Below are 26185 nucleotides of genomic sequence, written 5' to 3'. Positions count from 1 at the left end.
CGTATGCGTCTTCCGTCCCATGACAACATCCTCCACATGGCGCAAAGCCATACCTCACGGCGGACCACTTCCCAGCGGGCCAGGCCACCAGACGATCGCTGCGTCGGTCGGCCACCCTCAATCCTTCAGATCTGCCGAGTCTCGACGCTGAGCGTGCGCCGCGGTGAGCTTCTTTATCAGACGCACGAACACCTCGCGCTCCGCCGGGGAAAGGACCGCGATGGTTGCCGCGTGGGCATCTCTCGCTGTACCCTCCATCGCACCATGAAGGTCTCTGCCAGCCTGCGTCGGCCGGCAAGTCTGGGCCCGACGGTCGGTAGCCGAGGTCGTCCGGCTGACGAGACCGCGTGCCTCCAAGCGCTTGACGGCGCCCGTCGTGGTGGTCCGGTCGAGTGCGATCGCATTCGAGAGCGTCGTCTGGTCGGCTTCGCCAAGGTCCACGAGCAGGGAAAGCAGGCTGTACTGCAAGGGTGTGATCCGAAATTCGGCACAACGCTCAGAGAACAGGCTGACGTGGATCTGATGCAGGCGCCGGGCGAGGAATCCTGGACGGTCCTCCAGAGGCCATGACGCGCCAGCGCCGGCAGGCATCGCCCGTGCCGCAGGACGTTCAGCGATTTTGGCTGCGCGACCGTCGAACCCGTCTTCCATCGCCGATGCCCCAGTGCCTTCCGCCTTCGCCTTGGCACGCATCATGCTTCAAGGCAAATGCGAAGCGTGCTTCGCTTTTTGCCGCCCGCGGATAGCCTTGCGGCGGCGCACATCGATACGGACGCGTGAGATTGCATCATGGACGGCTCCCGCTACGACCTGCTCCTGCGCAACGGCCGGGTGATCTGTCCCGCCTCCGGCATCGACGGCATCCGGGACATCGCGATCCGCGACGGGCGGATCGCGGCCGTCGGAGAGACGATCATCCCGTCCGCCGCCACCGAGGTGGTCGACGTGTCGGGCAAGCTCGTGCTGCCGGGGATGATCGACACCCACGCCCACGTCTACCAGTACGTCACCGGCCGCTTCGGCCTGCCGCCGGACATGGTCGGCGTGCGCTCGGGCGTCACCACGGTGATCGACCAGGGCGGTCCGTCCTGCATGACGCTCCCGGGCTTCCGCAGCTTCATCGCGGAGGAGGCCGAGACCCGCGTCTACGCCTTCCTCTCCGCCTACCTCGTCGGCGGCCTGGAGGGGCATTTCTACCCCAACCTCTACAGCCCGGACGGCGTGGACATCGAGGCCACCGTCAAGTCGGCGACCGAGAACCGCGATCTCGTGCGCGGCATCAAGGGCCACGCCGAGATCGGGGGCTTTGCCCGCTGGGGCATCAAGGTGATGGAGATGGCCGCCGAGATCAGCCGGCGCGCCGAGCTTCCGCTCTACGTGCATTTCGGCCAGCTCTGGGGCCTTCCCGAGAGCGGCGCCAACGGCGAGGACGCCGACACCATCATGGAGCGGGTGATCCCGCTGCTGCGCCCCGGCGACGTGCTGGCCCACCCGTTCACCCGGCATCCCGGCGGCTTCATCAACGAGGAGGGCGTCGTCCACCCGATCATCCGCGCGGCGATGGACGCGGGGCTCCGGGTCGATGTCGGCCACGGCAGTCACTTCTCCTACCGGGTCGCCCGCGCCTCGCTGCCGGCGGGCGTGATGCCCTATACGCTCGGCGCCGACATGCACGGCTACAACACCGAGGTCCCCAGGCCCGCGGGCACCCCGGACGAGCACCACGACGACGAGAACCACCCCTTCCTCGGCCAAGCGCGCTTCAGCCTGACCCAGGCGATGAGCTCGATGCTGGCCCTGGGCCTCACCCTCGAGGAGGTGGTGCCGATGGTGACCGCGCACCCGGCCGCGATGCTCGGGCTCTCCGACCGGATCGGCGCGCTCACTCCGGGGTTTTCCGCCGACGTGTCCGTGCTCCACGACCATCGCGGCCGCTTCCTGCTGCGCGACAACGAGGACACGCGGGTGATCGCCGAGCGGTTGCTGCAGCCGGCCTTCTGCCTGCGCGGGGGCAAGCGCTTCGAGGCCGACTCGCCGATCCTGCCGCAGGCCGTCGCGGCGTGATCGGCCCCGCGGCCGACGCTTCGACGGAGGGCACGTCGCGCGAGGGCGTCGGCGCGCGCCTCCCCCGGAAGGAGGACGACCGCCTGATGCGCGGGCGGGGCGAGTATGTCGGCGATATCCGCATGCCCCGGATGCAGGACGTGGCCTTCGTGCGCAGCCCGCTCGCCCACGCCCGCATCCGCGCGATCCACGTGCCGGAGGCGTTCCGCGACCGGGTGTTCACGGCCGACGACCTCGACGGCGTGGCGCCGATCCGCGCGGTCTCGGGCCTGCGCGGCTTCAAGGTCTCCGAGCAGCCGGTGCTGGCGACAGACAAGGTCCGGCAGGTCGGCGAGCTCTTGGCCGTCTGCCTCGCGCCGACGCGGGCCGAGGCCGAGGACATCGCCGCCGCCGTCGTGGTCGATTTGGAAGAGCTTCCAGCCGTCCACGACATGCTCGCGGCGCGCGAGCCCGGCTCGGCACTGGTGCACGAGCACTGGGGCGACAACGTCTTCCTGGAGACCCTGGTCGACGTGAACTTTCCCGCCGCCCTCGATGCGCCGATCCAGGTGTCGCGCACCATCTCGACGGGCCGGCAATGCATGGCGCCGATCGAGGGGCGCGGCGCGGTGGTGCATCTCGATCACCGCGCGGACCAGCTCGTCGTCCACACCGCGAGCCAGATGCCGCACATCGTGCGCAACGGCCTCTCGGAATGTCTCGGGATCGAGCAGGGACGGCTGCGCATCGTCTCGCCGGATGTCGGCGGCGGGTTCGGCTACAAGGCAATCCTCCTGGCGGAGGAAGTCTGCCTCGGCTGGCTGGCCCTGCGCTGCGGCCATCCCGTGCGCTGGCTGGAGGACCGGCGCGAGCACCTAACCGCCAACGCCAACTGCCGCGAGCACCACTACCGCATCACCGCCTACGCCGAGCGCGACGGGACGCTCCGGGGGATCGACTGCGAGGCGACCGTCGATTCCGGCGCCTATTCCGCCTACCCGTTCTCGGCCTGCCTGGAGGCGGCGCAGGTGGCGAGCATCCTGCCCGGCCCCTACGATTTCCCGTCCTATCGCTGCCGCACGTGGTCGGTGGCCACGAACAAGTGCCCGATCCTGCCCTATCGCGGCGTCGCCCGCACCGGCGTCTGCTTCGCGCTGGAACTGGTGCTCGATGCGGTGGCGCGCGAAGCCGGGATCGAGCCCTGGGTGGTCCGCGAGAAGAACCTCGTGCGCCCCGGGCAGATGCCGTTCGACAACATCACCAGCAAGCACTTCGACAGCGGCGACTATCCGCAGGCGCTCGCGCGCGCTCTGGAAGCGATCGACGTCGCGGCCGTCCGCAAACGCCAAGTCGCGAAGAAGGAACCGGACGGCCGCCGCATCGGGCTCGGCCTGTCGATCTACTGCGAGCAGGCCGCGCACGGCACCTCGGTCTATTCCGGCTGGGGCATTCCGATGGTGCCGGGCCACGAGCAGGCCGCCGCCCGGCTCACCCCCGACGGCGGGCTGGAACTGCGGATCGGCGCGCACTCGCACGGGCAGGGCCTGGAGACGACGCTCGCGCAGGTCGCCCACGAGATCCTGGGGGTGCCGGTGGCGCGCACCCGCCTCGTCCACGGCGACACGGCGATGACGCCCTATTCCACCGGCTCCTGGGGATCGCGGGTGATGGTGATGGCCGGCGGCGCCGTGGCCACCGCCTGCCGGGAACTGGCCGATCGGGCGCTGGCCATCGGCGCACACCTGCTCCAGGCCGATCCCGAAGCCTGCCGCTACGAGGCCGGCCGCGTCGTCGGCCCCGCGGGCGACGTGAGCTTGGCCGAGATCGCCCACACTTGGTACCGGCGCCCGCAGGACCTCAGCCCAAGCGTGAACCCGGGCGGGTTGGAGGTCACGGCCGGCTACAAGCCGCAGCGCGATTCCGGGACGTTCTCCTACGCGGCCCACGCCGTCGTCGTGGCCGTCGACACCGACCTCGGGGCGGTGGAGATCCTCGACTACGTCATCGTCGAGGACGGCGGCACCCTGGTGAACCCGCTGGTCGTCGACGGCCAGATCTACGGCGGCCTCGCCCAGGGGATCGGCACGGCCCTCTACGAGGAGGTGCGCTTCGACGCCCGCGGCCAACCCCTGGCCTCGACCCTCTCGGACTACCTCCTGCCCGGCGCGGCGGAGGTGCCGGAGCCGCGCATCGACCACATGGAGACGCCCTCGCCCTACACGCAGTTCGGCGTGAAGGGCATCGGCGAGGGCGGGGCGATCGCGCCGCCCGCGGCCATCGCCAACGCGATCAACGACGCCCTGCGCCCGCTCGGCGTGGAGATGCTGCATTCGCCGGTCAGCCAGCGCCGGATCGTCGAGGCGGTGCTGGCCGCCCGCGCGGCCGTGCCCGTGCGCGAGCGGGAGGCGGCATGAAGCCCGCGCCGTTCGCCTATGCGCGTCCCCGCGATCTCGCGGACCTGCTGGACCGGCTCGCGGCGGCCGAGGGCACGGTCAAGCTGATCGCCGGGGGCCAGTCGCTGGGGCCGATGCTGAACCTGCGCCTCGTCGAGCCGGACCTCGTGATCGACATCGCCGGCGTGCCCGAGTTGCGGCGGGCCGGCCTCGAGGGCGGCACGCTGGTGCTCGGCGCCTGCGTGAGCCATGCCGACATCGAGGACGGGCGCGTGCCCGACGTCACCGGGGGCGCCATGGCCCGCGTCGCCGGGGCGATCGCCTACCGCGCGGTGCGCAACCGCGGCACGGTCGGCGGCAGCCTCGCCCACGCCGATCCCGCCGCCGACTGGGTCTCGTCGCTGATCGCGCTCGGTGCCGAGGTGGAACTGTCCGCTAGGGCCGGCCGCCGTCGCCTGCCGCTCGACGCCTTCGTGCGCGGTGCCCTCGACGTGGATCTGGAGCCCGGCGAGATCGTCTCGGCGGTCCGCGTGCCCGCGATGTCGGCGGACGCGGCCTGGGGCTATGCCAAGCACTGTTCGAAGATCGGCGAGTTCGCCCATGCCATCGGTGCGGTGCTGATCGAGCCGCAGCGCGGGCGTGCCCGCGTCGTCATCGGCGCGATCGAGCGTGCGCCGCTGCTGATCGCCGACGCCCGCCCGCTCTTCGGCGGCCGGATCGGCCCCGATTTCCACTCGCGCTTCGATGCGCGCGCCGCCGACGAGGCGCTACGCGCCATCGGCATGGCCGACGCCGTGGACCGCCACGTCCACGTCAGCGTGCTCGCCCGCGCCGTGGCGCAGGCCGCCCGCTCCGGCCCGGTCTCCGAGCCCTTGACGGAGGCCGCATGAGCGCCGGCCTCGCGGGGCACCGCCTCTCCCTCGCCCTGACGGTGAACGGGCGCGCGGTCCGTACGCAGGCCGAACCCCGCACCCATCTGGCCGACCTGCTGCGCGACACCCTCGACCTCACCGGCACGCATCTCGGCTGCGAGCACGGCGTCTGCGGCGCCTGCACGCTGCTCCTCGACGGCGAGCCGGCCCGTGCCTGCCTCACCTTTGCCGGCGCCTGCGAAGGGGCCGCGGTCACCACCATCGAAGGGCTCGACGACGACGAGATCGCCGGTGAATTGCGGGCCGCGTTCAACCGCGAGCACGCGCTCCAGTGCGGCTACTGCACCCCCGGCATGCTGATCGCCGCGCGCGATCTCGTGCTGCGCCTGCCCGAGGCCGACGAGCGGCGCATCCGGGCCGGGCTCGCGGGCAACCTCTGCCGCTGCACCGGCTATGTCGGCATCGTGCGCGCGGTGCGGGGCGTGATCGCGGAACGGCGCGGGCGCGGCATCCCGGCCCTGACGCATGGAAGCCAGACCGCCCCGCGCGGCCTCGGCCCGGTCGGCGCCCGTCTCGGCGCGGCCGCGAGCGGCGGGACGATGCCGGCCCGCCCGGACCCGGCGGCGACTGCGACGCGACCGGCTTTGATCGCGATCCCGGAAGGTTTCCGGCCGGCTCACACCTTCGAGCAGGCGTTCGCGGTGGCGCACCCGCCCGAGGCCGTGTTCGCCCTGTTCGGCGACGTCGCCGCGGTGGCCGCCTGTCTGCCCGGGGCCGAACTGAGCGGGGCGCCCGCACCCGATCAGGTTGAAGGGGCGCTGCGCGTGCGGATCGGGCCGATTGCCGCCGCGTTCCGGGGCCGGGCACGGATCGAGCGGGACGAGGCCGCCCGCGCCGGCCGCATACGCGGAGCGGGCAGCGATGCCGGCGGGCGCTCGGCCACCGAGGGCGAGATCGCCTACTGGGTCGAGCCCGGAGCGCATCCGGGCACCGCGCGGGTGGTGCTCGCCGTCGGCTACACCTTGAAGGGGCCGCTGGCGCAGTTCGGCCGTCCCGGCCTCGTGCGCGATCTCGCCGGCCGCATCACGGCGGAGTTTGCCCGCAACCTGGAGGCGCGCCTGTCGGGTAGCGCGATCCCGGTGGGCGGCGCGGACCTGAACCCGCTGCGCCTGCTGCTCGGGCTCCTGCTCGATCCGCTGCGCAGGCGGCTCGCGGCTTGGCGCGCGCGCAAGACCTGATTTCCGCAAGACCGACTTTCGCGAAGATCACCCTCACGAGCCCCACGACCGAGCGGAGAGCGACACATGACCAGAACCAGAACGATAGGGCCGGCCCTGGCCCTGTCGCTGATCCTCGCCGCCGGCACGGCGCAGGCGCAGGCGATCCGCATCGGCGTCAACGAGCCGCTGACCGGCGCCTTCGCCGCGTCGGGTACCTACGTGGTCAACGGCGCCAAGATCGCGGCCGACGAGATCAACGCCAAGGGCGGCGTGCTCGGACGCAAGATCGAACTCGTGATCGAGGACAACAAGAGCAACCCGACGGAGGCCGCAGCGGTGGCCGAGAAGCTCATCACCAGCGACAAGACGCCGGTGATGATGGGCGCCTGGGGCTCCAGCCTGACGCTCGCCGTGATGCCCAAGCTCGTGGACTACGAGACGCCGATGCTCGTCGAGACCTCCTCGTCGGGCAAGATCACCACCTCCGGAAACCCCTTCATCTTCCGCATCTCGCCGCCCTCGTCGCTGGAGGCCGAGACCTTCGCGCCGATGGTCGACAAGCTCGGGATGAAGACGGTCGACTTCCTGGTGCTCAACAACGATTTTGGCCGCGGCGCGGCCACCGACTTCGGCGCGATGCTCAAGGGCAAGGGTGTCACGGTCGGCCTCGTCGAGACCATGGACCAGGGCGCGCAGGACATGAGCGCCCAGCTCGCCAAGCTGAAGGCGTCGGCCTCCGACACGATCATGATCACCAGCTCCGTCGATCAGCTCGTGCTGATCTTCAAGCAGATGGCCGCGCTTGGCTTGAAGAAGCGCGTCATCACCACCGGCGGCTCGCAGAACCCCGACCAGATCATCGCCCAGGCCGGCGCGGCCGCCGACGGCACGCTGCACCTGACCACCTTCCTGCCCTGGTTGCCGGAGAAGACCCCGGACGCGAAGGCGACCGAGAGCTTCATCGGCGAGTGGAAGAAGCGCGGCTTCCAGTTCGCCGGGGTTACCGAGAGCTTCCGCGGGTACGACGGCATCCGGACCATCGTGAAGGCGATCGAGAAGGCCGGCTCGACGGAGCCCGCGGCGATCACCAAGGCGTTCTGGTCGGTGGACTTCACCGGCCTCAACGGGGCGATCCGCTTCGCCAAGACCGGCCCCGCCGGCAAGGAGAGCGGCCAGAGCAAGCCCGACGTCTACCTGATCGAGATCAAGGACGGGAAGGTCGTCGTGCCGACCATCTGACGGAGGCGGACCGCCGCGCGCTTTCCCTCTCCCCGATGCGGGAGAGGGTGGCCCTCGCGTCAGCGAGGGTCGGGTGAGGGGAGCGCCGCATCCGGAGAAGTCGCGCACGGCGACGGATCCTGGACCGTCGCGCAGCCCCTCTCCCGACCCCCTGACGGGGGCCACCCTCCCCCGCAGAGGGGGGAGGGAGCGCGGGTTGCCGAAGATGGTCTGAACACATCCTCACACCTGCTCTGATAGGTCGAAGTCCCCGTCCCGATGCGCGAACCGGGAGCCGCCGATGACCGAGTTGCTTCAGCACCTCCTCAACACCCTCGTCCTGGGCGGCACCTACGCGCTGCTCGGGATCGGGCTGACGCTGATCTTCGGGATCATGAACGTCGTGAACTTCACCCACGGCGCGCTCTACACGGTCGGCGCCTACCTCACCTACCTCGCGGGGTCGGCGCTCGGCCTGAACTTCTTCGTCGCGCTGCCGGCGGCGATCCTCGGCGGTCTCGTCCTCGGTGCCGCGATCGAGCTGCTGCTGCTGCGGCCGCTGCGCGGCTCCGACATCGACACCACCATGCTGGTGATGATCGGCGCCGGCATCGTGCTGCAATCGGGCACGCTCTGGCTGTTCGGCGGCGTCGCCAAGGCGATCCCGACGCCGTTCCCCGAGGCGCCGCTGCAGCTCGGCCCGGTCTCGGTGTCGTGGCTGCGCCTGTTCGTGCTGGGCGCCGCGCTCGCGTTGATCGCGCTGACCTACGTGCTGATCAACAAGACGAAGCTCGGGCTCGCCATGCGGGCGGCCTTCCAGGACCGCGACACCGCCGCCCTGATGGGCGTCAACGTCCGGCTGATCTACACCGCGACCTTCGCCATCGGGTCGAGCCTCGCCGCCGCCGCCGGCGCGCTGCTCGGCCCCGTCTACGTCGTGTTCCCGCAGATGGGCGGGATGGCCGAGCTGAAGGCCTTCGCCATCGTCATCCTGGGCGGGCTCGGCAACATCACCGGCGCCGCCATCGGCGGCTTCATCCTGGCGCTCGCGGAGGAACTCGGCGCCGGCTACGTCTCGTCCGGCTACCGCGACGCCATGGGTTTCCTGATCATCATCGCGGTGCTGGTGTTCAGGCCGACCGGACTTTTCGCCAGGGCGGAACGGATCGGATGAGCCGGCTCGCGCCCCTCGCTCTGCTCTTGGGCCTCGGCCTGCTGCCGCTGGCGCTGGTGGACCAGCCCTACCTCCTCAACGCACTGGTCACGACGGGCATCCTCATCATCGCCGCGATGAGCCTGAACCTGCTGCTCGGCTTCACCGGGCAGCTCAGCCTCGGCCACGTCGCCTTCTTCGGGATGGGCGCCTATGTCAGCGCGCTGACGAGCCTCGGGTTCGACGTCGAACTCGGGTTCGGCCTGCGCGTGGTGCACGAGCCCTGGCCGGCGGCGAGCGGCTTCGGGCTGGCAATCCTCGCCGCCGGCGCCTGCGGCTGGCTCGTCGGGCGGCTCTCCTTCCGGGTGCGCGGCGCCTACTTCGTCATCGTGACGATCTCGTTCGCGGAGGTGGTGCGGCTCGTCGCCCTCAACTGGGTGGAGCTGACCCAGGGACCGCTCGCGCTCACCGGGATCCCGGCCTTCACGCTGGGCCTGCCGGGCCTCGGGTTCTGGACGCTCAGGACCAAGCTGCAGAACTACTATCTCGTCCTGGCGGTCGGCACGCTCTGCTACGGGATCATCGCCCGCCTCGTCGGCTCGCGCTTCGGCCGGGCGATGCGGGGCCTGAAGGAGAACGAGTCGCTGGCCCTCTCGGTCGGGATCGACGCCACCCGCACGCTGACGGTCGCCGCGGTGATCTCGGCCGCGATGGCGGGGGCGGCGGGCAGCCTCTACGCCCATTACCTGCGCATCATCGACCCGGACGTGTTCCAGTTCGCCACCACCGTGACCATGGTGATCATGGTCGTCGGCGGCGGCAAGGGCACGCTCATGGGCCCGATCGTCGGCGGCCTGATCTTCGGGATGCTGCCCGTGGCGCTCCGCCCGGTGATGGCGCCGGAGGCGCAGTGGATGGTCTACGGGCTCGTCCTGATCGCGATCGTGTTCGCGATGCCTAAGGGCATCGTGCCGGGCCTCGCTCGTCTGTTCGGCCGCAGCAGAGGGGCGACGGCGCCCGCCGCGCTACCCGCCGCGGAGGTACGGTCGTGAGCGCGCCGCCGGGAGAGCCGATCCTGGCGATCGAACATGTCGGCGTGCGCTTCGGCGGCCTCGTCGCCATCGCGGACCTGCACTTGGATGTCCATCCCGGCGAGATCGTCAGCCTGATCGGCCCGAACGGGGCCGGCAAGACCACTGCCTTCAACGTGATGACCGGCTTCCTCAAGCCGAGCCGGGGGCGGGTGCGCTTCCGCGGCACGCCGCTCGCCGGCCGCAAGCCCCACGAGATCGTGCGGCTCGGCCTGTCCCGCACCTTCCAGCGGACCAGCGTGTTTCCCAACGACACGGTGTTCGACAACGTGATGATCGGCCTGCATCGCCAGGGATCTTCGCAGGGCTCCTCGGTCCGCGAGGCCGTGCCGCTCGGCGTGCGTCTCCTCGGCGGGCTGATCGGTCGCGACGGCGCGACGGAGCGGCGCCTGCGCGAGCGGGCCCGCGACCTCCTGGACTGGGTCGGGCTCGGCGCGCGGGGGCAGGAGCTGGCCGGGTCGCTCTCCTACGGCGAGCAGCGCCTCGTCGGCGTGGCCCTGGCGCTGGCGGGCGATCCAATGATGCTGCTCCTCGACGAGCCGGTCTCGGGGATGAACGCCTCGGAGACGCAGGTCTTCATCCGCCTGATCCGGGCGATTCGAGACCGCGGCATCACGATCCTGCTCGTCGAGCACGACATGCCCATGGTGATGGCGGTCTCCGACCGCATCGCCGTGCTGAACTACGGCCGCCTGATCGCGCAGGGGGCGCCGGCCGCGATCCGCGCGGACCCGGCGGTGATCGAGGCCTATCTCGGGCAGGGCAAGGCCGCGCGCCAAGCCGCCGAGGCCACCGCGCGGGAGACGGCCGATGCTTGAGATCCGCGACCTCGTCTGCGGCTACGGCCACGTCACCGCCCTCAAGGGTCTGTCGATCGAGATCCGCACGGGCCAGCTCGTGGCCCTCGTCGGCGCCAACGGCGCGGGCAAGTCGACGACCCTGCGGGCAATCTCGGGTCTGGTCCCGGCGCGCTCCGGCTCGATCCGCCTCGACGGCCGCGACATCACCGGCGCAGACCCCCGCCGCGTGCTCGCCCACGGCATCGCCCATTGCCCGGAGGGCCGGCGCGTCTTCCCGCAGATGAGCGTGTCCGAGAACCTCGCGATGGGCGCGTACCTGCGCCGGGACACGGCCGGGATCGCCGCCGACCTCGCCCGGATCTACGGCGAGTTCCCGCGGCTCGCCGAGCGCAAGGGCCAAGCGGCAGGCACGCTGTCGGGGGGCGAGCAGCAGATGCTCGCGATCGGGCGGGCGCTGATGGCGAGCCCCAAGCTCGTGCTGTTCGACGAGCCCTCGCTCGGCCTCGCCCCGAACATCGCCGAGCGGATGTTTTCCGTCATCCGCGCGATCTGCGACGCGGGCACCACGGTGCTCCTCGTCGAGCAGAATGCCTTCGCCGCCCTTGAGCTGTGCGACTACGCCTACCTCCTCGAGACGGGCCGCATCGTGCTTGCTGGCAAGGGAGCTGCCCTGATCGCCGACCCGCATGTCCGGAACGCCTACCTCGGCGGGTGACGTTGCCTGGACCGCCCATCTCGGACGATGCCGCTTCGCCCCTGCGCTGGGTACGCGCCTGCCGGCGCGACGCGCTCGACCCAGGCGCCATCCACCCGCTCTTCATGGAGGGACGCCATGTCATCCTGATGTGGGACGCAGACAGCGTCCGCGCCGTGGAGCGGGCTTGTCCTCACGAGGGCGCCGACCTCGCGCAGGGCCGCTGCGCGGCCGGGAAACTGTTCTGCCCGCGCCACTTGGCTTGGTTTGACCTGCGTTCGGGAGCGGTCTCCGCCGGATGGGCCTTCCGACCCTTGACCATCTACCCGACGCGGCTTGTCGGGGGCGAGATCTTCGTCGGCTTCGATCCGTCGTCGCCCGATCGTGCGAAGGACGTGGACGCTTGATATCAAGTCTCTGGATCGTGACCCGTGAGGTCCGGCGGACCACCGCCGCCGCGTAGCCGCGGCCTCATGGAGCAAACGCGTTCGTCCTATGACCGCAGGTATGATGCGCATCATTTCAAGAGGCGCCGTGATCCAAACGCGCGCCGGGTCGTCTTCGTGGCACGCAGGTCCGCGTTAGCAGTCATTCGTTCGAGATGGTGCGTGGGCGGGTGGCGCAAGGGCTCGGTGACGCCCTGCACGCGACGAAGCCGGCGTCGAGCATAGCCTATGATGGACGTGCATTGACGATACGCCCGCTGGCGGAAATGGTGGAGGCGATCCGGCTCGTTCTGGTGCGACGCGCGGACAGTCGTCCGGGTCCTGCGGCGGACGCCGTCCGGACCCTCTGCATCGACCTGTTCGACAGCTCAAGTCGGCCCCGTACCCTTCGCCGCTCCGTCGCGAGAAGTGACCCCATGACCGTCCACAGGCGCATCCGTCCCTTCAACACCAAGGACACCTATCCGGAGCAGGCACTGGACAACGACCTGTGCCAGGCGGTCGTGGCTCAGGGAAGGATGGTCTTCGTGCGCGGGCAGATCGGCCAGGATCTCGACACCTCGGAGAGCGTCGCGATCGGTGATGCCGGCGCGCAGGCCGAGAAGGCGATGGCCAACATCGCCATGCTGCTGGAGGAAGCCGGCTCCCGGCTGGAGCACGTGTGCAAGATCACCATCTACCTCGTCGATCCACGCTACCGCGAGGCGGTCTACCGCACCGTTGGCCGATGGCTGAAGGGCGTCCACCCGGTCTCCACCGGCATCGTCGTGGCGGCGCTGGCCCGGCCGGAATGGCTCGTGGAGATCGACGCCATCGCGGTGATCCCGGAGGAGGCGGCATGACCTTCTCCATCGTCGCGCGCTGCGCCGAGACCGGCATGTTCGGGGTCGCCGTCTCCTCCTCGTCGCCGGCCGTCGCGGCGCGCTGCGCCCACGCCAGGGCCGGGATCGGCGCCGTGGCGAGCCAGAACGTCACCGACCCGTCGCTCGGCCGCAGGGCCCTCGACCTGATGGCGCTCGGCGCCGGCGCGGAGCAGGCGGTCGCCGTGCTGAAGGCGGGGCCGCACATGGCCTACCGGCAGGTGCTGGCCGTCGACGCCCAGGGTGCCTCCGCGATCCATTCGGGCCCCAGCGCCCTCGGCACCTGGGCCGAGGCGAGCGCCGAGAACGTCGCCTGCGGCGGCAACCTGCTCGCGGATCGCAACGTCCCGCAGGCGATGGTCGCGGCGTTCACGGCCGCGCGCGGCCATCTCGGCGACCGCCTCCTGGCTGCGATGCGGGCGGCGCTGGCGGCCGGCGGCGAGGCCGGCCCGGTGCATTCGGCGGGGCTGATGCTGGTGCGCGAGGTGTCCTGGCCGGTGGCGGACCTGCGCGTCGACTGGACCGAGGACTGCCCGATCGCCGCGCTCGCGGACCTCTGGGCGGTCTACCGGCCGCAGCTCGACGCCTACGTCACCCGCGCCCTCGACCCGTCGTCGGCTCCGAGCTACGGCGTGCCGGGCGATCTCTGACTGCGATGCGTTCCGGACGCGTGCGCGAGGCGCTGGACAAGGCCAATGCGCTTCTCTCTGCGTCAACTCGAGTATTTCATCGCCGCCGGGGAAACCGGCAGCATCACGCTCGCCTCCGAGCGCATCCACATCTCGCAGCCGTCGATCTCGACCGCGATCTCGCAGTTGGAGAAGGAACTACAGGTGCAGCTCTTCGTGCGGCACCACGCGCAGGGGCTCTCGCTGACGCCGGTCGGTCGGGACGTGCTGCGCGAGGCGAAGGCGCTGATCGCACAGGCCGAAGGGCTGTACACCCTGGCCTCCGAGGCCGGCGGACAGGTGCGCGGGCCGCTCTCGCTCGGCTGCATGGTGACGCTGGCACCGATGCTGGTGCCGGAACTCGCCCACGCCTTCACCACCGCCTTTCCGGCCACCCGCATCCGGCACGTCGAGGGGGACCAGGAGCAGCTCATCGCCGGCCTGCGGCGCTCGGAGACGGATGTCGCCCTCACCTACGACCTCCAGGTTCCGGACGACATCCAGTTCACGGCGCTCGCCGACCTTCCGCCGCACGTGCTGGTGGGCGAGGCCCATCCGTTCGCGCGGCGCCCGGCGGTGGCGATGACCGACCTCGTCGGAGAGCCGATGATCCTGCTCGACCTGCCGCTCAGCCGCGAATACTTCCTCGCGCTGTTCATGAAGGACGGGCTCCAGCCGTCGATCGCCGCCCGCTCCGCCCACCAGGAGGTGGTGCGGACCATGGTGGCCAACGGCTACGGCTACACCCTGTCCAACGTGCGCCCGCGCTCGGAGCAGGCGCTGGACGGCAAGCGGCTCGTCCGCGTGCGGCTGGCCGGGGAGCATCGGCCGATGCGGATCGGGCTCGCGCGGCTGCGGCAGCTCACCCGCTCGCGTCTCGTCGAGGCGTTCGAGACGCACTGCCGAGCCTTCATCTCCAACGCCTACATCCCCGGCATGGTGGCGCCCGCCACCGAGCGCTGGATTCCGCGGACCTGACACGACGAAGGACTCCATGAGCGCGACATCCATCGTCTTCCTCAACGGCCCGAACGCCAACCTCTACGGCCTCGACCTGGGGGGCACCTACGGACGCGAGAGCTTCCCGGCCCTGAAGGCCCGCTGCGAGCGGCACGCGGAGAGCCTCGGGGTCGCCCTCGACTTCCGCCAGTCCAACCACGAGGGCGTGCTGATCGACTGGATTCAGGAGGCGCGGGGGCACGCGGACGGGCTGATCATCAATGCGGCCGGCCTGACCTACACGTCGGTGGCGATCCTCGACGCGCTGCTGGCCTTTCCGGGGCCGATCATCGAGGCGCACATGAGCAACATCTGGAAGCGCGAGCCCTTCCGCCACCACTCCTTCGTCTCGAAGGCGGCCACCGGCATCGTCGCCGGCCTCGGCGGCCTCGGCTACGAGTTGGCGATCACCGCCGCCGCGACCCTCGTGCGCGACGCCGCAACCTGATGGCTACCGAAACCCTCGTCTTCGCGAGCGCCGTCGATCCGATCGGACCGTGGCGGGACACGATCGAGGCGATCCTGCCGGACGTCTGCGTTCGGGCGCCGGACGCGGCCGAGCCCGGCGCCGTGCGCTACGCGTTGATCTGGAAGCCGCCGCACGGATTTTTCGCGCGCTATCCGGCGCTTCGCCTCGTCACCATCCTGGGCGCGGGGGCGGATGCGCTTGCCGGTCGCGACGACCTTCCGGACGTGCCGATCACCCGGTTGTCCGATCCGGAGATGGCCCGGATGATGAGCCATTACGTCCTGTTCGCCGTGCTGCGCTACGCGCGCGACATCCCGGCCTTCGACGTGGCCCAGCGCGAGGCGCGGTGGCACTACGTCCACCCTCGGGAAGCGCGTGAGATCCGCGTCGGCGTGCTCGGTCTCGGCGAACTCGGTGGTGCGGCCGCGATCGAGCTTGCCCGACAAGGGTTCTCGGTGCGCGGCTGGGCACGTTCGCAGAAGCATCTTCCGGACGTAGCGTGCTATACCGGGCGCGAAGCCCTGGATGCCTTCCTGGCAGAGATCGAAATCCTCGTCGTGATGCTGCCGCTCACCCCGGAGACCCGCGGGCTGCTCGGTCCCGGCGAACTCGCCGCGCTGCCGGCAGGCGCCAAGCTGATCAACGTCGCCCGCGGCGCGATCGTCGACGAGGCCGCCCTCGTCGACGCCCTGGCCTCGGGCCGTCTCGGCGGGGCGACGCTGGACGTGTTCGCGCGCGAACCCCTCGACCGGGATCATCCGCTCTGGACGCTGCCGAACGTCCTGATCACGCCCCACCTCGCCTCGGTGGCGATCCCAGCCTCGGCCGCACGGCAGGTCGCCGACAACATCGTCCGCGTGCGACACGGCCTAGCACCGCTCCACCGGATCGACCTCGCGCGCGGCTATTGAGCGCTCCGCCGTTGGATCAGATTTCCTGATCCAACGGCTTCCTCAAATCGTATTTTATCGAGGCCCGGCCCCGGCGCTAAGGTTATCCCGCGAGTACGGAGAGAGCGCATGATCCGCAGCGGGCAAACCTATCGCGAGGGCCTCAGGGACGGCCGCGAGGTCTGGATCGACGGCGAGCGCGTCCGCGACATCACCAGCCACCCGACGCTGAAGCCGATCATCGACGTGCGCGCGCGCATGTACGACATGCAGCACGAGGCGGCCTTCCAGGACCGCCTGACCTACATCGAGGACAACCAGCGCAGCCCGATCTTCTACCGGCCGCCGCGCGAGAAGAAGGACTGGGCGGACAAGACGACGGCGATCGACCTCGTCCTGAAGGACGTCGGCGGCGTGGTCACCCGCGTCGGCGACGAGACCGTCGGCGAGATGTGGTCGCTGATGGACGGCCGCAACGTGCTCGCCGAGATCGACCCGCGCTTTGCCGACAACATCGACCGCCACATCCGCATGGTGATCGAGAACGACGTCTTCCACGTCTCGGCCAACACCGATCCGAAGGGCGACCGCGGCCGCCCGCCGCAGGACCAGGACCCGGACATGATGGTCCGCGTCACCCGCGAGACCGATGCCGGCATCGTCATCCGCGGTGCCAAGTACGAGACCGCGTCGGCCTACGCCGACCAGGCTTTCCTGAAGCCGACGGTCGGCGCCTGGGCCAACGACGCGCTCTCGGACTACGCCGTCGGCTGCATCGTCAAGATGGGCGCGCCGGGCGTGAAGCACATCTGCCGGGCGGGCTTTGCAGGGCGCACCAGCCCCGAGGACTACCCGCTCGCCAACCGCTTCGACGAGGTCGAGGCGCTGGTGGTGTTCGACGACGTGCTGATCCCGTGGGAGGACGTGTTCTTCTACCGCCACACCAAGGCCGCCCAGCACGTGCGCGCGACGCTGCACCGCTACTCGGCGTTCCCTTACGTCCTGCGCCTGCTCTACACCGCCGACATGATGATCGGCGCGGCGATGTGGAACGCCAAGCAGACCGGCCTCGACAAGCTGCAATCGGTCCGGGAGAAGCTCGCCGACCTCGTCTGCTACCGCGAGGGCATCAACGCCCACCTCACCGCCGCCATCGCCATGGCCGAGCCGAGCCCCGGCGGCCTGCTCATGCCGCAGCAATCGATGCTCTACGCCGGCCGCGTCTTCGCCTGCTCGCAACTGCCGGCGATGATGCACATCGCGCGCGAACTCTGCGGCGGCCAGATCTGCATCACGCCGAACGCCGACGCCTTCCAGGCTTCGGGCTCCGGCCAGTGGCTGAACAAGTTCTACAGCCTCAACGACCAGTGGCAGGCCGACGACCGGCGCAAGCTCCTGGCCTTCGCCCGCGATCTGCTGAACTCGGACTATGCCGGTCACCGGCTGACCTTCGTCCAGTTCGCCCAGGCCCCGCACTTCAACCATCTGGCGGCGGTCTACAACAGCTTCGACTTCTCCGGTCCTCTCGATTTCGTTCGCAACTCGGCCGGCCTGTCCGACCGGGTCCTGACGCCGAGCTGAGCGGCGGGTTCCATCTGCGGCGATCCGGACTTCACATTTGGATCGATGCCGGAACTATAGTTTCATCGAACGTGCACATCTGCGGTATCGCATGTGCCGCGAATGCCTTTTCATGTTTGCACTACGGAGAGCTATCAAAGTGGAATAAAAGATTTGAGCAAGATTTTCCTGCAAATGGCACGTCCATTGCTACGCTCAGAACGTCGCGTTCGAGTAAGGAGACAGGGCGTGAGATGCCATCTGACAGCCGCCATCCTCGCCGCTGTGCTCGCGTCCGCCGGCTCGGCCGCCGCCGCCGAGACGCTGGTCGTCAGCACCTGGGGCGGCAGCTTCCGCGATCTGATCGACGAGACGATCGCGGCCAAGTTCAAGGCTGAGACCGGCGCCGAGGTCGAATACGTCACCGGCGGGACCATCGACCGCCTCAACAAGGCCAAGCTCTCGAAGGGCTCGCCGGAGAGCGACGTGACCTTCACCACCGCGCATGTCGGCTGGCTCTACGCCAATGACGGCCTGTTCGAGACCCTCGACCTCGCCAGGGTTCCGAACGCCAGGAACCTCGTCGAGCCCGCGCGGGTGAGCCCCTACCACCTCGGCACCTGGGGCTACGTCTACACCATCGGCTATCGCCCGGACCTCGCGCCGAAGGGCATGACCTTCTCGTCCTGGGCCGACCTCTGGGACCCACGGCTGAAGAACAGCCTGGCCGCGCCCGACTTCGACCCGAGCCACATCATCGCCGTCTCGGCGATCCTGGCGGGCGGCGACCCGGCGCATTGGGAGAAGGGACAGCAGAAGCTCGAGGCGCTGAAGCCGAACTTCAAGGCGTTCTACACCAACGACGCCAACAGCCAGCAACTCATCGCCACGGGCGAGACCCCGGTCCAGGTCGTGCTGACGATGAACGCCTATTATATGAAGGCACAGGACGTGCCGATCACCGTCGTGATCCCCAAGGAGGGCGGCGTGCTGGGCGTTGATACGGTCGCGATCAACACCGGCTCGAAGAAGGCGGATCTGGCCTACAAGTTCATCGACATCGCCCTCGATGCGGGCGTGCAGGCGAAAATCGCCGCGATGAAGAAGGGCAGCCCGACGGTCACCAACGCGAAGATCGATCCGGAGATCGCAAAGCTTCCCGGCGTGTTCACCACGCCCGAACAATGGAGCAAGGAGGCCATCCTCATCGATCCGAGACTACGCGCGCAGATGACCGCGGCGTGGCGGAAGTGGTTCACTGAAAACATCATGGCGAAGTAGTAACGTGGCCCGGTCTCGGCCGCGTCGTCGGTGAGATCGAGCCTGCCCAGGCACGCCCCATCGCGAGGCATCCGATGCACCGCAGACCCTTCCTGGCCCTGTTCGTGACGCCCGCCATCCTCGTGGCAGCGGTGATCACGTTCGCGCTGGCGGCGATCCTGCAAGACAGTTTCCGTGCCTACCAGCCGGGCTCTCTCGATGTCGGCGGCTTCACCTGGGAGAATTTCTCGGAACTGACGCGGCCGATCTTCCTGCGTGCCTACCGCGACACGGTGATGATCTGCTTCGAGACGGCGTTGTTCACGCTGATCGTCGGCTACCCCGTGGCCTACGCGCTGGTGCGGACCAACTCGGTCGCCCTCAAGTCCTTCATCCTGGTCACCGCCGTGACGCCGCTGTTCCTCGGAGAGGTGGTGCGGACCTACGCCTGGACGGTCGTGCTGGGCAACACCGGCTTCCTCAACGCGGCGCTGACCAAGAGCGGGCTGATCGACCGTCCGATCCAGTTCCTGTTCACCGAGTCCGGCGTCGTCCTGGCGCTGGTCCACGTCACGCTGCCGGTGATGGTGATCATGCTCGCGGCCGCCCTGTCGCATATCGACCGGGACTACGAGAAGGCCGCCGAGAGCCTCGGCGCCGGGCCGGTCCGCGCCTTCCTGACCGTCACCCTGCCGCTGTCGATGCCGGGGGTGGTGGCCGGGTTCACCACGGCCTTCGCCTGGACCTTCAGCGCCTTCGCGACGCCGCAGATCATCGGCGGGGGCAAGGTGAGCGTGGTCTCGACCCTGGTCTATCAACTCGGGCTGTCGTCGTTCAATTTTCCCTTCGCCGCCACGCTGAGCCTCGCCGGCCTCGGGCTGGCGCTCATCGTGATGTTGGGCGTGCGCCGGGCTTTCCGGCCCTTCGAAGACTGGGCGGCGCACTGAGATGCGCCGCCGTCCCGCCGCCCGCCTCCTCTCGATCGCCGGCAAGATCGCCGTCGGGCTGATCCTGGGCTTCGTGATCCTGCCCGCTTTCGTTGTGGCGATCGCGGCCTTCAACGACCGCGCCATCCTGAGCTTCCCGCCGACGGCCGTTTCGACCCGCTGGTTCACGCGTGCCCTCACCTACCGCGACTTCCGGACCGGGCTGCAGAACAGCCTGACCGTGACTCCGTGGGCCTCAAGCCTCGCCCTCCTGATCGGCACCGGCTTCGCCATCGCCTTGAAGCGCTACCCGTTCCGGTGGAAGGGTCTAATCGAGGGGGTGCTGCTCTCGCCGCTGATCGTGCCGCATTTCACGATCGGGCTCGGCCTGCTGATCCTCGCGATCGGCCTCGGTCTCGGACGAGGCTACCCCGTCGTGGTCCTGACCCACGTCATCGTCGTGCTGCCCTTCGTGATCCGCAGCGTCTTCATCTCGCTCCAGAACATCGACGAGCGTCTGGAACTCGCCGCCGGCAGCCTGGGGGCCTCCCCGAGCCGGGTGCTCATGACGATCACGCTGCCGCTCCTCGCGCCCGGGCTCGCGACCGGCTGGCTGTTTGCCGCGATCCTGTCCTTCAACGAGCTCACGGCCTCGCTGTTCGTGACCGCGCAAGCCACGCAGACGCTGCCGGTGGCGATGTACGGCTACGTCCGGGAATTCGCCGACCCGACCCTGGCCGCGATCTCGGTCCTCTACATCGCGATCACCGCGGCGCTCCTGACGCTCGCCAACACGTTCCTCGGTCTCGGCAAGGTGCTGAATGTCGAGCAGGCTCGCTGACCTCAAGCCCCCGTCCGCCGCGCCTGCCCCGGCGCCGCGGCCCGCGCCGGCCGTCCGGCTCGACGGCGTGGTCAAACGGTTCGGAAGCGTCGCCGCGCTGGAGGAGACGTGGCTGAAGGTCGAGCAGGGTGAGTTCCTGACGCTGCTCGGGCCGTCGGGCTGCGGCAAGACCACCCTCCTGAACCTCATGGCCGGCTTCCTCGACGCGGATGGCGGCGAGATCTTCATCGACGGCGACCTCGTGACCGAGACGCCGGCCTGCGAGCGCGGGATCGGCATCGTGTTCCAGAACTACGCCCTGTTCCCGCACATGAGCGTCGCCGGGAACGTCGGCTACGGCCTGCGCGTGCGCGGCCTGGGCAAGGCCGAGATCGCCGAGCGGGTGGCGCACGCCCTCGACCTCGTGAAGCTCGCCGGCCTCGGCGACCGGCGCCCGCGGCAGCTCTCGGGCGGTCAGCAGCAGCGCGTCGCGCTCGCCCGCGCCCTGGTGATCCGGCCGAAGGTGCTGCTCCTCGACGAGCCGTTCTCGGCGCTGGACAAGAGCCTGCGCGGCGCGATGCAGGTCGAGTTGAAGGAGATCCAGCGCCGCCTCGGCGTGACGACGGTGTTCGTGACCCACGACCAGGGCGAGGCGCTCGGCCTGTCGGACCGCATCGCGGTGATGTCGCAGGGGCGCATCCGGCAGGTCGGCACCCCGGACGCGATCTATCGCCATCCGCAGGACCGCTTCGTGGCCGGCTTCATCGGCGACGCGACCGTGCTGCCGGGCCGGATCGAGGCGATCGCCGGCGACCGGGCGACGGTCGCCATCGGCGACGTGCGGCGGCCGGTCGAAGCGGGCGCGCTCGTCGGCTCGGCAGCCGGAGCGGCGGTGGACGTGTTCGTGCGCCCCGACCACGTCCGGCTCTGTGCCGCGGGCGAACCGGGGTCCCTCCGGGCGCGTGTGACCGCGCTCGTGTACCAGGGGGCCTTCATCGACGTGCATGCGGATCTTGCCGAGGGCGGGGCCGGACGCGTGCTCGCGCGGATTCCCGGCCAGGGCACCCTCGCGACCCATGCCCCCGGCTCTCCCGTCGGCATCGTGCTCCCGGCAAGCGGCCTCGTCGCCTTTCCCGCCGAGACGGAGGCCGCGGCGTGACCCTCATCCCGGATCAGGCTGCATCCGCCCCGTCGGCACTGACCCGTCCAGGCGTTTGGTTGCGCCACGCCGGGGCGCCGACGACCTCTCGGGGCGGTGCCGCCATAGCGAGGCCCTCGGCGTCGCGCGATCGGCGCCGGGGGCCGGGAGCCATGATCCGAGCCACGGCGCACCCATCCTGCGCAGGCACGGCGCACGGATCGCCACGATCGGAGCCGCAACGGTGAAGCTGCTCTACGCCCCGACCTCGCCCTACGTCCGCAAGGTGCTCGTCGCCGCGCACGAGGTCGGCCTCGCGGACGCGATCGAGGTCGTGCCCGTCCAGGCCTCCCCGACCGGGCGCGACGCGGAGACGACCGTCCACAACCCCTTAGGCAAGATCCCGACTCTCGTGACGGAGGACGGCGTCCTCTTCGACAGTCGCGTGATCTGCGAGTACCTCGACGCGCGCGCCCCGGGTCCGCGCCTGTTCCCCGCGGAAGGGCCGGCGCGCTGGTCCGCCCTGGCGCGGCAGGCACTGGCCGACAGCTTGCTCGATGCCGCGCTGCTGACCCGCTACGAGCGGACTTTAAGGCCGGTACACCTGCGCTGGGACGCGTGGGACGCCGGCCAAATCGCCAAGATCACCGCCGCCCTCGACCGGATCGAGGCGTCGGCGGCAGGCTTCGGCGGGTCGATCGATATCGGCGCGATCGCGACCGGCTGCGCTCTTGCATACCTCGACTTCCGGTTCCCCGACATCGATTGGCGGAAGGAACGACCGGCGGCAACGGCTTGGTACGCGACGTTCGCAGGCCGACCTTCGATGGCCGCAACCACACCCCGCCAATCTTAAGTGCCCATCTGGAAACCTGGCATCGAACAATTTGCGTTTCTGCGCCGATCTGAGCCGCCTCCCAAGAAGAAATCTTGGGAGACAGGAAATTCAGGTCTGTCAAATGCAGGGTTTTTCTTCGAAATTAGCCTGAACGGACACCGAGCAACGGACGCCGTCGAGAGCGGCGATCCTTCACCACGCGGACAGAAGGCATACGGATGACGTTGGTGCGGTTCCAGTCGGTGTCGAAGCGGTACCCCGGGGTGCCGACGCCGGCCGTGGCCGACCTGAACCTCGATTGCGCCGACGGCGAGATGCTGGCGCTGCTCGGGCCGTCGGGCTGCGGCAAGAGCTCGACGCTCAAGATGGCCGCCGGCCTCGAATCGCTGTCGGGGGGTGAGATCTTCTTTAACGACGAGCCCGTCTCGCGCCTCGCTCCCGGCGCGCGCAACATCGCCATGGTGTTCGAGGATTACGGCCTCTACCCCCGCATGACGGTGCGCGAGAACATCGCGTTTCCGTTGGTCGCCCGCGGCATGGCGCGGGCCCAGGCCGTCGTCCGCGTCGACGACGCCTTGGCGCTGCTCGATCTCGGTGACATGGCGGACCGCCCGGTGCAGGGCCTCTCCGGCGGCGCGATGCAGCGCATCTCCATCGGCCGGGCGCTGGTGCGGGACCCGCGCCTCATCCTGTTCGACGAGCCGCTGTCGCATCTCGACGGCGACCAGCGGGTGACGCTGCGCACCGAGATCAAGCGGCTGCAGAAGACCCGGGGCATCACGTCGATCCTCGTGACCCACGACCAGACCGAGGCGACCGCGATGGTCGACCGCATCGCGGTGATGCACCACGGCGTGCTCCAGCAGGTCGGCACGCCGGCAGCCCTCTATGAGCGCCCGGCCAACGTCTTCGTGGCGAACTTCATCGGCGAGCCGCCGATGAACATGCTCCCCGGCCGCGTGGAAGGGGAAGGCGGCGCCGTTCGCATCGCGGCGCTGGGCCGCGCGTTCCCGGTTGATCCGCGCCGCGCCCGGCTGCTCGCGGGCCGTTCGGGCGAGCTGACCGTGGGCGTGCGGCCGGAGCACGTCGCGATCGAACGGGAGGGCGAGGGCCGTCCCGCGGACGCGACGGTGCGCTACCGCGAAAGCCGGGGCGATGCCGACAGCCTCATCCTGTCGCCGTTCGCGGCGCCCGACGTCGCGATCGGGGTCGAGGTTCCGGGGCCGGCGGCGTTCCGGCCGGGCGACCGGGTCGCGGTCGTGCTCTTGCCCGAACGGCTGCACCTGTTCGACCGGGTGAGCGAGCGCAACGTGGAGGCGACGTCGTGAGCCGCGCGCACGGCCTCGCGCTCTCGGGCGTCCGCAAGGCGTTCCATGGCAAGGTCGCGGTCGACGGCGTGACCCTGTCCGTCGCGCCCGGTGAGATTCTGGCCGTGACCGGCCCGTCGGGCGCCGGCAAGACCACGTTGTGCCGGCTCGTCGCCGGGCTAGAGCGTCCGGACGCCGGCGCGGTGCGCCTCGGCGGCGAGGTCGTGACCGACAGGCCCCCGGGCAAACGACGCGTCGCCTTCATGTTCGAGTCCTACGCGCTCTACCCGCACCTGGACGTGCGCGGCAACGTCCTGTCGCCGCTCCGGGCGCCGGGCAGCGTGCTGAAGCGGTCCGACCACGGCGCGCTGGTCGAGGAGGTGCTGACGCTTCTCGAGATCGCCCATCTCGCCGACCGCCTGCCGTCGGCGCTCTCGGGCGGGCAGAAGCAGCGGGCGGCCCTGGCCCGCGCGCTCGTGCAGGAGCCGAGCGTGCTGCTGCTGGACGAGCCGATCTCCCATCTCGACGCCAAGCTCCGGCACAAGCTTCGCGCCGCGATCCGCCGGAAGCTGATGAGCCGGTCCAGCCCATCGATCTGGGCGACGCCGGACGGGCTCGAAGCCCTGTCGGTCGGCGACCGCGTCGCGGTCCTCGACAAGGGCCGGATCGAGCAGATCGGGACGCCGGAGGACGTGTGGCTCCGGCCAGCGAGCGTCACCGTCGCCAAGCTCATCGGCGACCCGCCGATGAGCGTCCTCGCCGGCGCGCTGGAGCACAGCGGCGAGGAGACCCTCTTCGTGCGGGCGGGCATGCGGCTCGCCCTGCCCGCGCGGGTCGCGGCGGTGGCGCGGCGCAGCGCGAGCGGCCGGGTGTCGCTCGGCCTGCGCGCCGACGCGCTGAGCCTGACGGCAGCCGGTGCGCCCGGTGCGGCGAACGGCGAGATCTACGCGCACGAGCCGTTCGGCAAGCACGAGATCGTCACCTTCAGCGTCGCCGACGGCGCGCGGATCAAGATCAAGGCGCGCGGGGGATGTCCCGCGCGCATCGGGGATGCGGCGGGGCTCGTCTGTCCGGAGGGAGCGTTGGCGCTGTTCGACGCCGACACCGGACGTGCCCTGCCGACGGCGACCGCCTGACACGGCGGCTTTTATGGAAAAGCGGCCCGCCGGATCAACCGGTCGCGGGCGCGAAGACAGGAGACTGGAACATGACGTCTGTTCGCATCGTGGCGGCCGCGGTCTCCGCCGCCGTTCTGCTCGGGGGCACGCCGCTTTCGGCGGCCGAGTTCTCCTACGCCGCGGCCGGCGCGCCCTACAAGGGCGCGACGATCCGGGTTCTCGACGAGATCACGCCGCTCCAGGAGACGCTGTCCAAGATCGTGCCGGAGTTCGAGAACGAGACCGGCATCAAGGTCGAGTGGGAACTGCTCAACCACTTCGAGGTCATCAACAAGGGGCAGGCGGACATGCTGTCCGGCCGCGGCTACTACGACGCCGTCATGCTGCACGGTTTCCAGCTCGGACCGATGATCTCGGCCGACGCGATCCGACCGATCGACGACCTGGTGGCGAACGCCAAGCTGTCGAACCCCGGCCTCGACGCCGCGGACTTCATCCAGTTGCCGTACAAGACCGCCGCCTTCAGCAAGGGCAAGCAGTACGCCTTCATCAACTGGAATTACAACCAAGTCTACTGGACCCGTGCCGACCTGCTGACAAACCCTGACGAGATGAAAACGTTCAAGGCGAAGTACGGCTACGATCTGGCGCCCGCGAAGACGATGGAAGAGATGCGCGACATCGCCGAGTTCTTCACCCGCAGGAAGGGCGCGATGCTCGCCGGCAAGCCGCTCGAAAGCGACTTCTACGGGATCGTGCTCGAAGGCATCAAGGGCGGCTCGACCTTCCCGACGCTCTGGACCAACTTCGTCAAGAACTACGGCGGCGACCTCATCGACGCGTCCGGCAAGGCGATCTTCGACAGCCCGGAAACCGTTGCGGCGCTGAGGATGTGGGCACAACTCTGGAAGTTCGCGCCGCCCGGCATCGCCGAATACTCGCTGGTCGACGTGCCGACGGTGATGGGCAACGGCATCGCCGCGCAGACGATCGCGTGGTCGGACTTCGTGCTCGGCGTCGACAGGAAAGGCGTGTCGCCGCTCGCCGGGAAGTTCGTCTACGCCACCGTTCCGGTGAAGAAGGGCCGCGAGAAGAACCGCTTCGCGGAGGCCGAACCTTCGGTCACGGTGATCAGCGCGGCCAGCAAGAACCCGGAGCCGACCTTCCTGTTCCTGCAGTGGCTCGCCGACAAGAAGCAGCAGGACAAGCTGATCGCCATGGGCGAGGGCGGCGTGCCGATCCGTGAAAGCTCCTGGGCCGCGCCGGCGATCAAGGGCAGCGCCAACGCCACCCTCTACGGCGCGATGCAGTCGACGCTCGAAGTCTCGACGGCCAAGCCCAAGATGCCGAAGTTCTACGAGATCTACGACGTCATGAGCGGGATCGCCCAGGAGGTCGGCCT

Annotated in this window: 25 protein-coding genes; 24 read left to right on the top strand and 1 reads right to left on the bottom strand. The window is 69.8% G+C overall.

The window, feature by feature from the left end; translation table 11 throughout:
• Window positions 1-117: 117 nt before the first annotated feature.
• Window positions 118-651 (bottom strand): MarR family winged helix-turn-helix transcriptional regulator, encoded by a 534-nt coding sequence (locus ACFE8Y_RS11850; protein ID WP_375464584.1) that lies wholly within the window; start codon window positions 649-651, stop codon window positions 118-120.
• 138 nt (window positions 652-789) lie between these two features.
• Here ACFE8Y_RS11850 and ACFE8Y_RS11845 point away from each other — a divergent pair, with 138 nt between their 5' ends.
• The 24 genes from ACFE8Y_RS11845 to ACFE8Y_RS11730 form a co-directional block, all read left to right on the top strand.
• A complete protein-coding gene (locus ACFE8Y_RS11845; RefSeq protein ID WP_375464582.1) occupies window positions 790-2064 on the top strand; it encodes an amidohydrolase/deacetylase family metallohydrolase in 1275 nt (424 codons plus the stop codon).
• A gap of 86 nt (window positions 2065-2150) precedes the next feature.
• Window positions 2151-4457 carry a xanthine dehydrogenase family protein molybdopterin-binding subunit gene (locus tag ACFE8Y_RS11840; protein ID WP_375464583.1) on the top strand — a complete coding sequence of 769 codons (2307 nt, stop codon included), beginning with the start codon at window positions 2151-2153 and terminating at the stop codon, window positions 4455-4457.
• The gene (locus ACFE8Y_RS11835; RefSeq protein ID WP_375464581.1) at window positions 4454-5326 is read left to right on the top strand and encodes an FAD binding domain-containing protein; all 873 of its coding nucleotides are present in this window, start codon (window positions 4454-4456) and stop codon (window positions 5324-5326) included. Before ACFE8Y_RS11840 ends, ACFE8Y_RS11835 begins: the two co-directional genes overlap by 4 nt.
• On the top strand, window positions 5323-6546 hold the full coding sequence (locus tag ACFE8Y_RS11830; RefSeq protein ID WP_375464580.1) for a 2Fe-2S iron-sulfur cluster-binding protein: 1224 nt from the start codon (window positions 5323-5325) through the stop codon (window positions 6544-6546). The genes ACFE8Y_RS11835 and ACFE8Y_RS11830 overlap by 4 nt, the downstream gene beginning before the upstream one ends.
• 66 nt (window positions 6547-6612) lie before the next feature.
• Window positions 6613-7767, top strand: coding sequence for an ABC transporter substrate-binding protein (locus tag ACFE8Y_RS11825; protein WP_375464579.1), 1155 nt, complete (start codon window positions 6613-6615; stop codon window positions 7765-7767).
• 280 nt (window positions 7768-8047) lie between these two features.
• Complete coding sequence (locus ACFE8Y_RS11820; RefSeq protein ID WP_375464578.1) at window positions 8048-8920, top strand: branched-chain amino acid ABC transporter permease; 873 nt, start codon at window positions 8048-8050, stop codon at window positions 8918-8920.
• Window positions 8917-9951 (top strand): branched-chain amino acid ABC transporter permease, encoded by a 1035-nt coding sequence (locus ACFE8Y_RS11815; RefSeq protein WP_375464577.1) that lies wholly within the window; start codon window positions 8917-8919, stop codon window positions 9949-9951. Before ACFE8Y_RS11820 ends, ACFE8Y_RS11815 begins: the two co-directional genes overlap by 4 nt.
• Window positions 9948-10808, top strand: a complete 861-nt coding sequence (locus ACFE8Y_RS11810; protein WP_375464576.1) for an ABC transporter ATP-binding protein — start codon at window positions 9948-9950, stop codon at window positions 10806-10808. The genes ACFE8Y_RS11815 and ACFE8Y_RS11810 overlap by 4 nt, the downstream gene beginning before the upstream one ends.
• Window positions 10801-11505: an ABC transporter ATP-binding protein gene (locus ACFE8Y_RS11805; protein WP_375464575.1), complete on the top strand. Its 705-nt coding sequence runs from the start codon at window positions 10801-10803 to the stop codon at window positions 11503-11505. Before ACFE8Y_RS11810 ends, ACFE8Y_RS11805 begins: the two co-directional genes overlap by 8 nt.
• 2 nt (window positions 11506-11507) lie before the next feature.
• Window positions 11508-11891, top strand: a complete 384-nt coding sequence (locus ACFE8Y_RS11800; protein ID WP_375464574.1) for a Rieske (2Fe-2S) protein — start codon at window positions 11508-11510, stop codon at window positions 11889-11891.
• Window positions 11892-12346: 455 nt separating this feature from the next.
• The gene (locus ACFE8Y_RS11795) at window positions 12347-12772 is read left to right on the top strand and encodes a RidA family protein (RefSeq protein ID WP_375464573.1); all 426 of its coding nucleotides are present in this window, start codon (window positions 12347-12349) and stop codon (window positions 12770-12772) included.
• Window positions 12769-13440 (top strand): DUF1028 domain-containing protein, encoded by a 672-nt coding sequence (locus tag ACFE8Y_RS11790; protein ID WP_375464572.1) that lies wholly within the window; start codon window positions 12769-12771, stop codon window positions 13438-13440. The genes ACFE8Y_RS11795 and ACFE8Y_RS11790 overlap by 4 nt, the downstream gene beginning before the upstream one ends.
• A gap of 45 nt (window positions 13441-13485) precedes the next feature.
• A complete protein-coding gene (locus ACFE8Y_RS11785; RefSeq protein WP_375464571.1) occupies window positions 13486-14436 on the top strand; it encodes a LysR family transcriptional regulator in 951 nt (316 codons plus the stop codon).
• A gap of 16 nt (window positions 14437-14452) precedes the next feature.
• The gene (locus ACFE8Y_RS11780) at window positions 14453-14905 is read left to right on the top strand and encodes a type II 3-dehydroquinate dehydratase (RefSeq protein WP_375464570.1); all 453 of its coding nucleotides are present in this window, start codon (window positions 14453-14455) and stop codon (window positions 14903-14905) included.
• Window positions 14905-15837, top strand: a complete 933-nt coding sequence (locus tag ACFE8Y_RS11775) for a 2-hydroxyacid dehydrogenase (RefSeq protein ID WP_375464569.1) — start codon at window positions 14905-14907, stop codon at window positions 15835-15837. The genes ACFE8Y_RS11780 and ACFE8Y_RS11775 overlap by 1 nt, the downstream gene beginning before the upstream one ends.
• A 108-nt stretch (window positions 15838-15945) precedes the next feature.
• Window positions 15946-17397 carry a 4-hydroxyphenylacetate 3-hydroxylase family protein gene (locus tag ACFE8Y_RS11770; protein ID WP_375464568.1) on the top strand — a complete coding sequence of 484 codons (1452 nt, stop codon included), beginning with the start codon at window positions 15946-15948 and terminating at the stop codon, window positions 17395-17397.
• 228 nt (window positions 17398-17625) lie between these two features.
• Window positions 17626-18657 carry an ABC transporter substrate-binding protein gene (locus tag ACFE8Y_RS11765; RefSeq protein WP_375464567.1) on the top strand — a complete coding sequence of 344 codons (1032 nt, stop codon included), beginning with the start codon at window positions 17626-17628 and terminating at the stop codon, window positions 18655-18657.
• A 74-nt stretch (window positions 18658-18731) separates the two neighbouring features.
• Window positions 18732-19583, top strand: coding sequence for an ABC transporter permease (locus ACFE8Y_RS11760; RefSeq protein WP_375464566.1), 852 nt, complete (start codon window positions 18732-18734; stop codon window positions 19581-19583).
• A gap of 1 nt (window position 19584) precedes the next feature.
• Complete coding sequence (locus ACFE8Y_RS11755; protein ID WP_375464565.1) at window positions 19585-20403, top strand: ABC transporter permease; 819 nt, start codon at window positions 19585-19587, stop codon at window positions 20401-20403.
• Window positions 20384-21541, top strand: coding sequence for an ABC transporter ATP-binding protein (locus ACFE8Y_RS11750; RefSeq protein WP_375464564.1), 1158 nt, complete (start codon window positions 20384-20386; stop codon window positions 21539-21541). Before ACFE8Y_RS11755 ends, ACFE8Y_RS11750 begins: the two co-directional genes overlap by 20 nt.
• 223 nt (window positions 21542-21764) lie before the next feature.
• On the top strand, window positions 21765-22376 hold the full coding sequence (locus tag ACFE8Y_RS11745; protein ID WP_375464563.1) for a glutathione S-transferase family protein: 612 nt from the start codon (window positions 21765-21767) through the stop codon (window positions 22374-22376).
• A gap of 200 nt (window positions 22377-22576) precedes the next feature.
• Entirely contained in the window at window positions 22577-23686 is a 1110-nt protein-coding gene (locus ACFE8Y_RS11740) for an ABC transporter ATP-binding protein (protein WP_375464562.1), read from the top strand.
• Window positions 23683-24801: an ABC transporter ATP-binding protein gene (locus ACFE8Y_RS11735; RefSeq protein WP_375464561.1), complete on the top strand. Its 1119-nt coding sequence runs from the start codon at window positions 23683-23685 to the stop codon at window positions 24799-24801. Before ACFE8Y_RS11740 ends, ACFE8Y_RS11735 begins: the two co-directional genes overlap by 4 nt.
• Before the next feature lie 71 nt (window positions 24802-24872).
• Window positions 24873-26185: extracellular solute-binding protein (locus tag ACFE8Y_RS11730; protein WP_375464560.1), on the top strand; the 1313-nt coding region annotated here is incomplete at its 3' end.

Origin of the sequence: uncultured Methylobacterium sp., assembly GCF_964242245.1 — a bacterium.
Lineage (GTDB): Bacteria > Pseudomonadota > Alphaproteobacteria > Rhizobiales > Beijerinckiaceae > Methylobacterium.
This window is presented reverse-complemented; position numbering and strand designations above follow the sequence as displayed.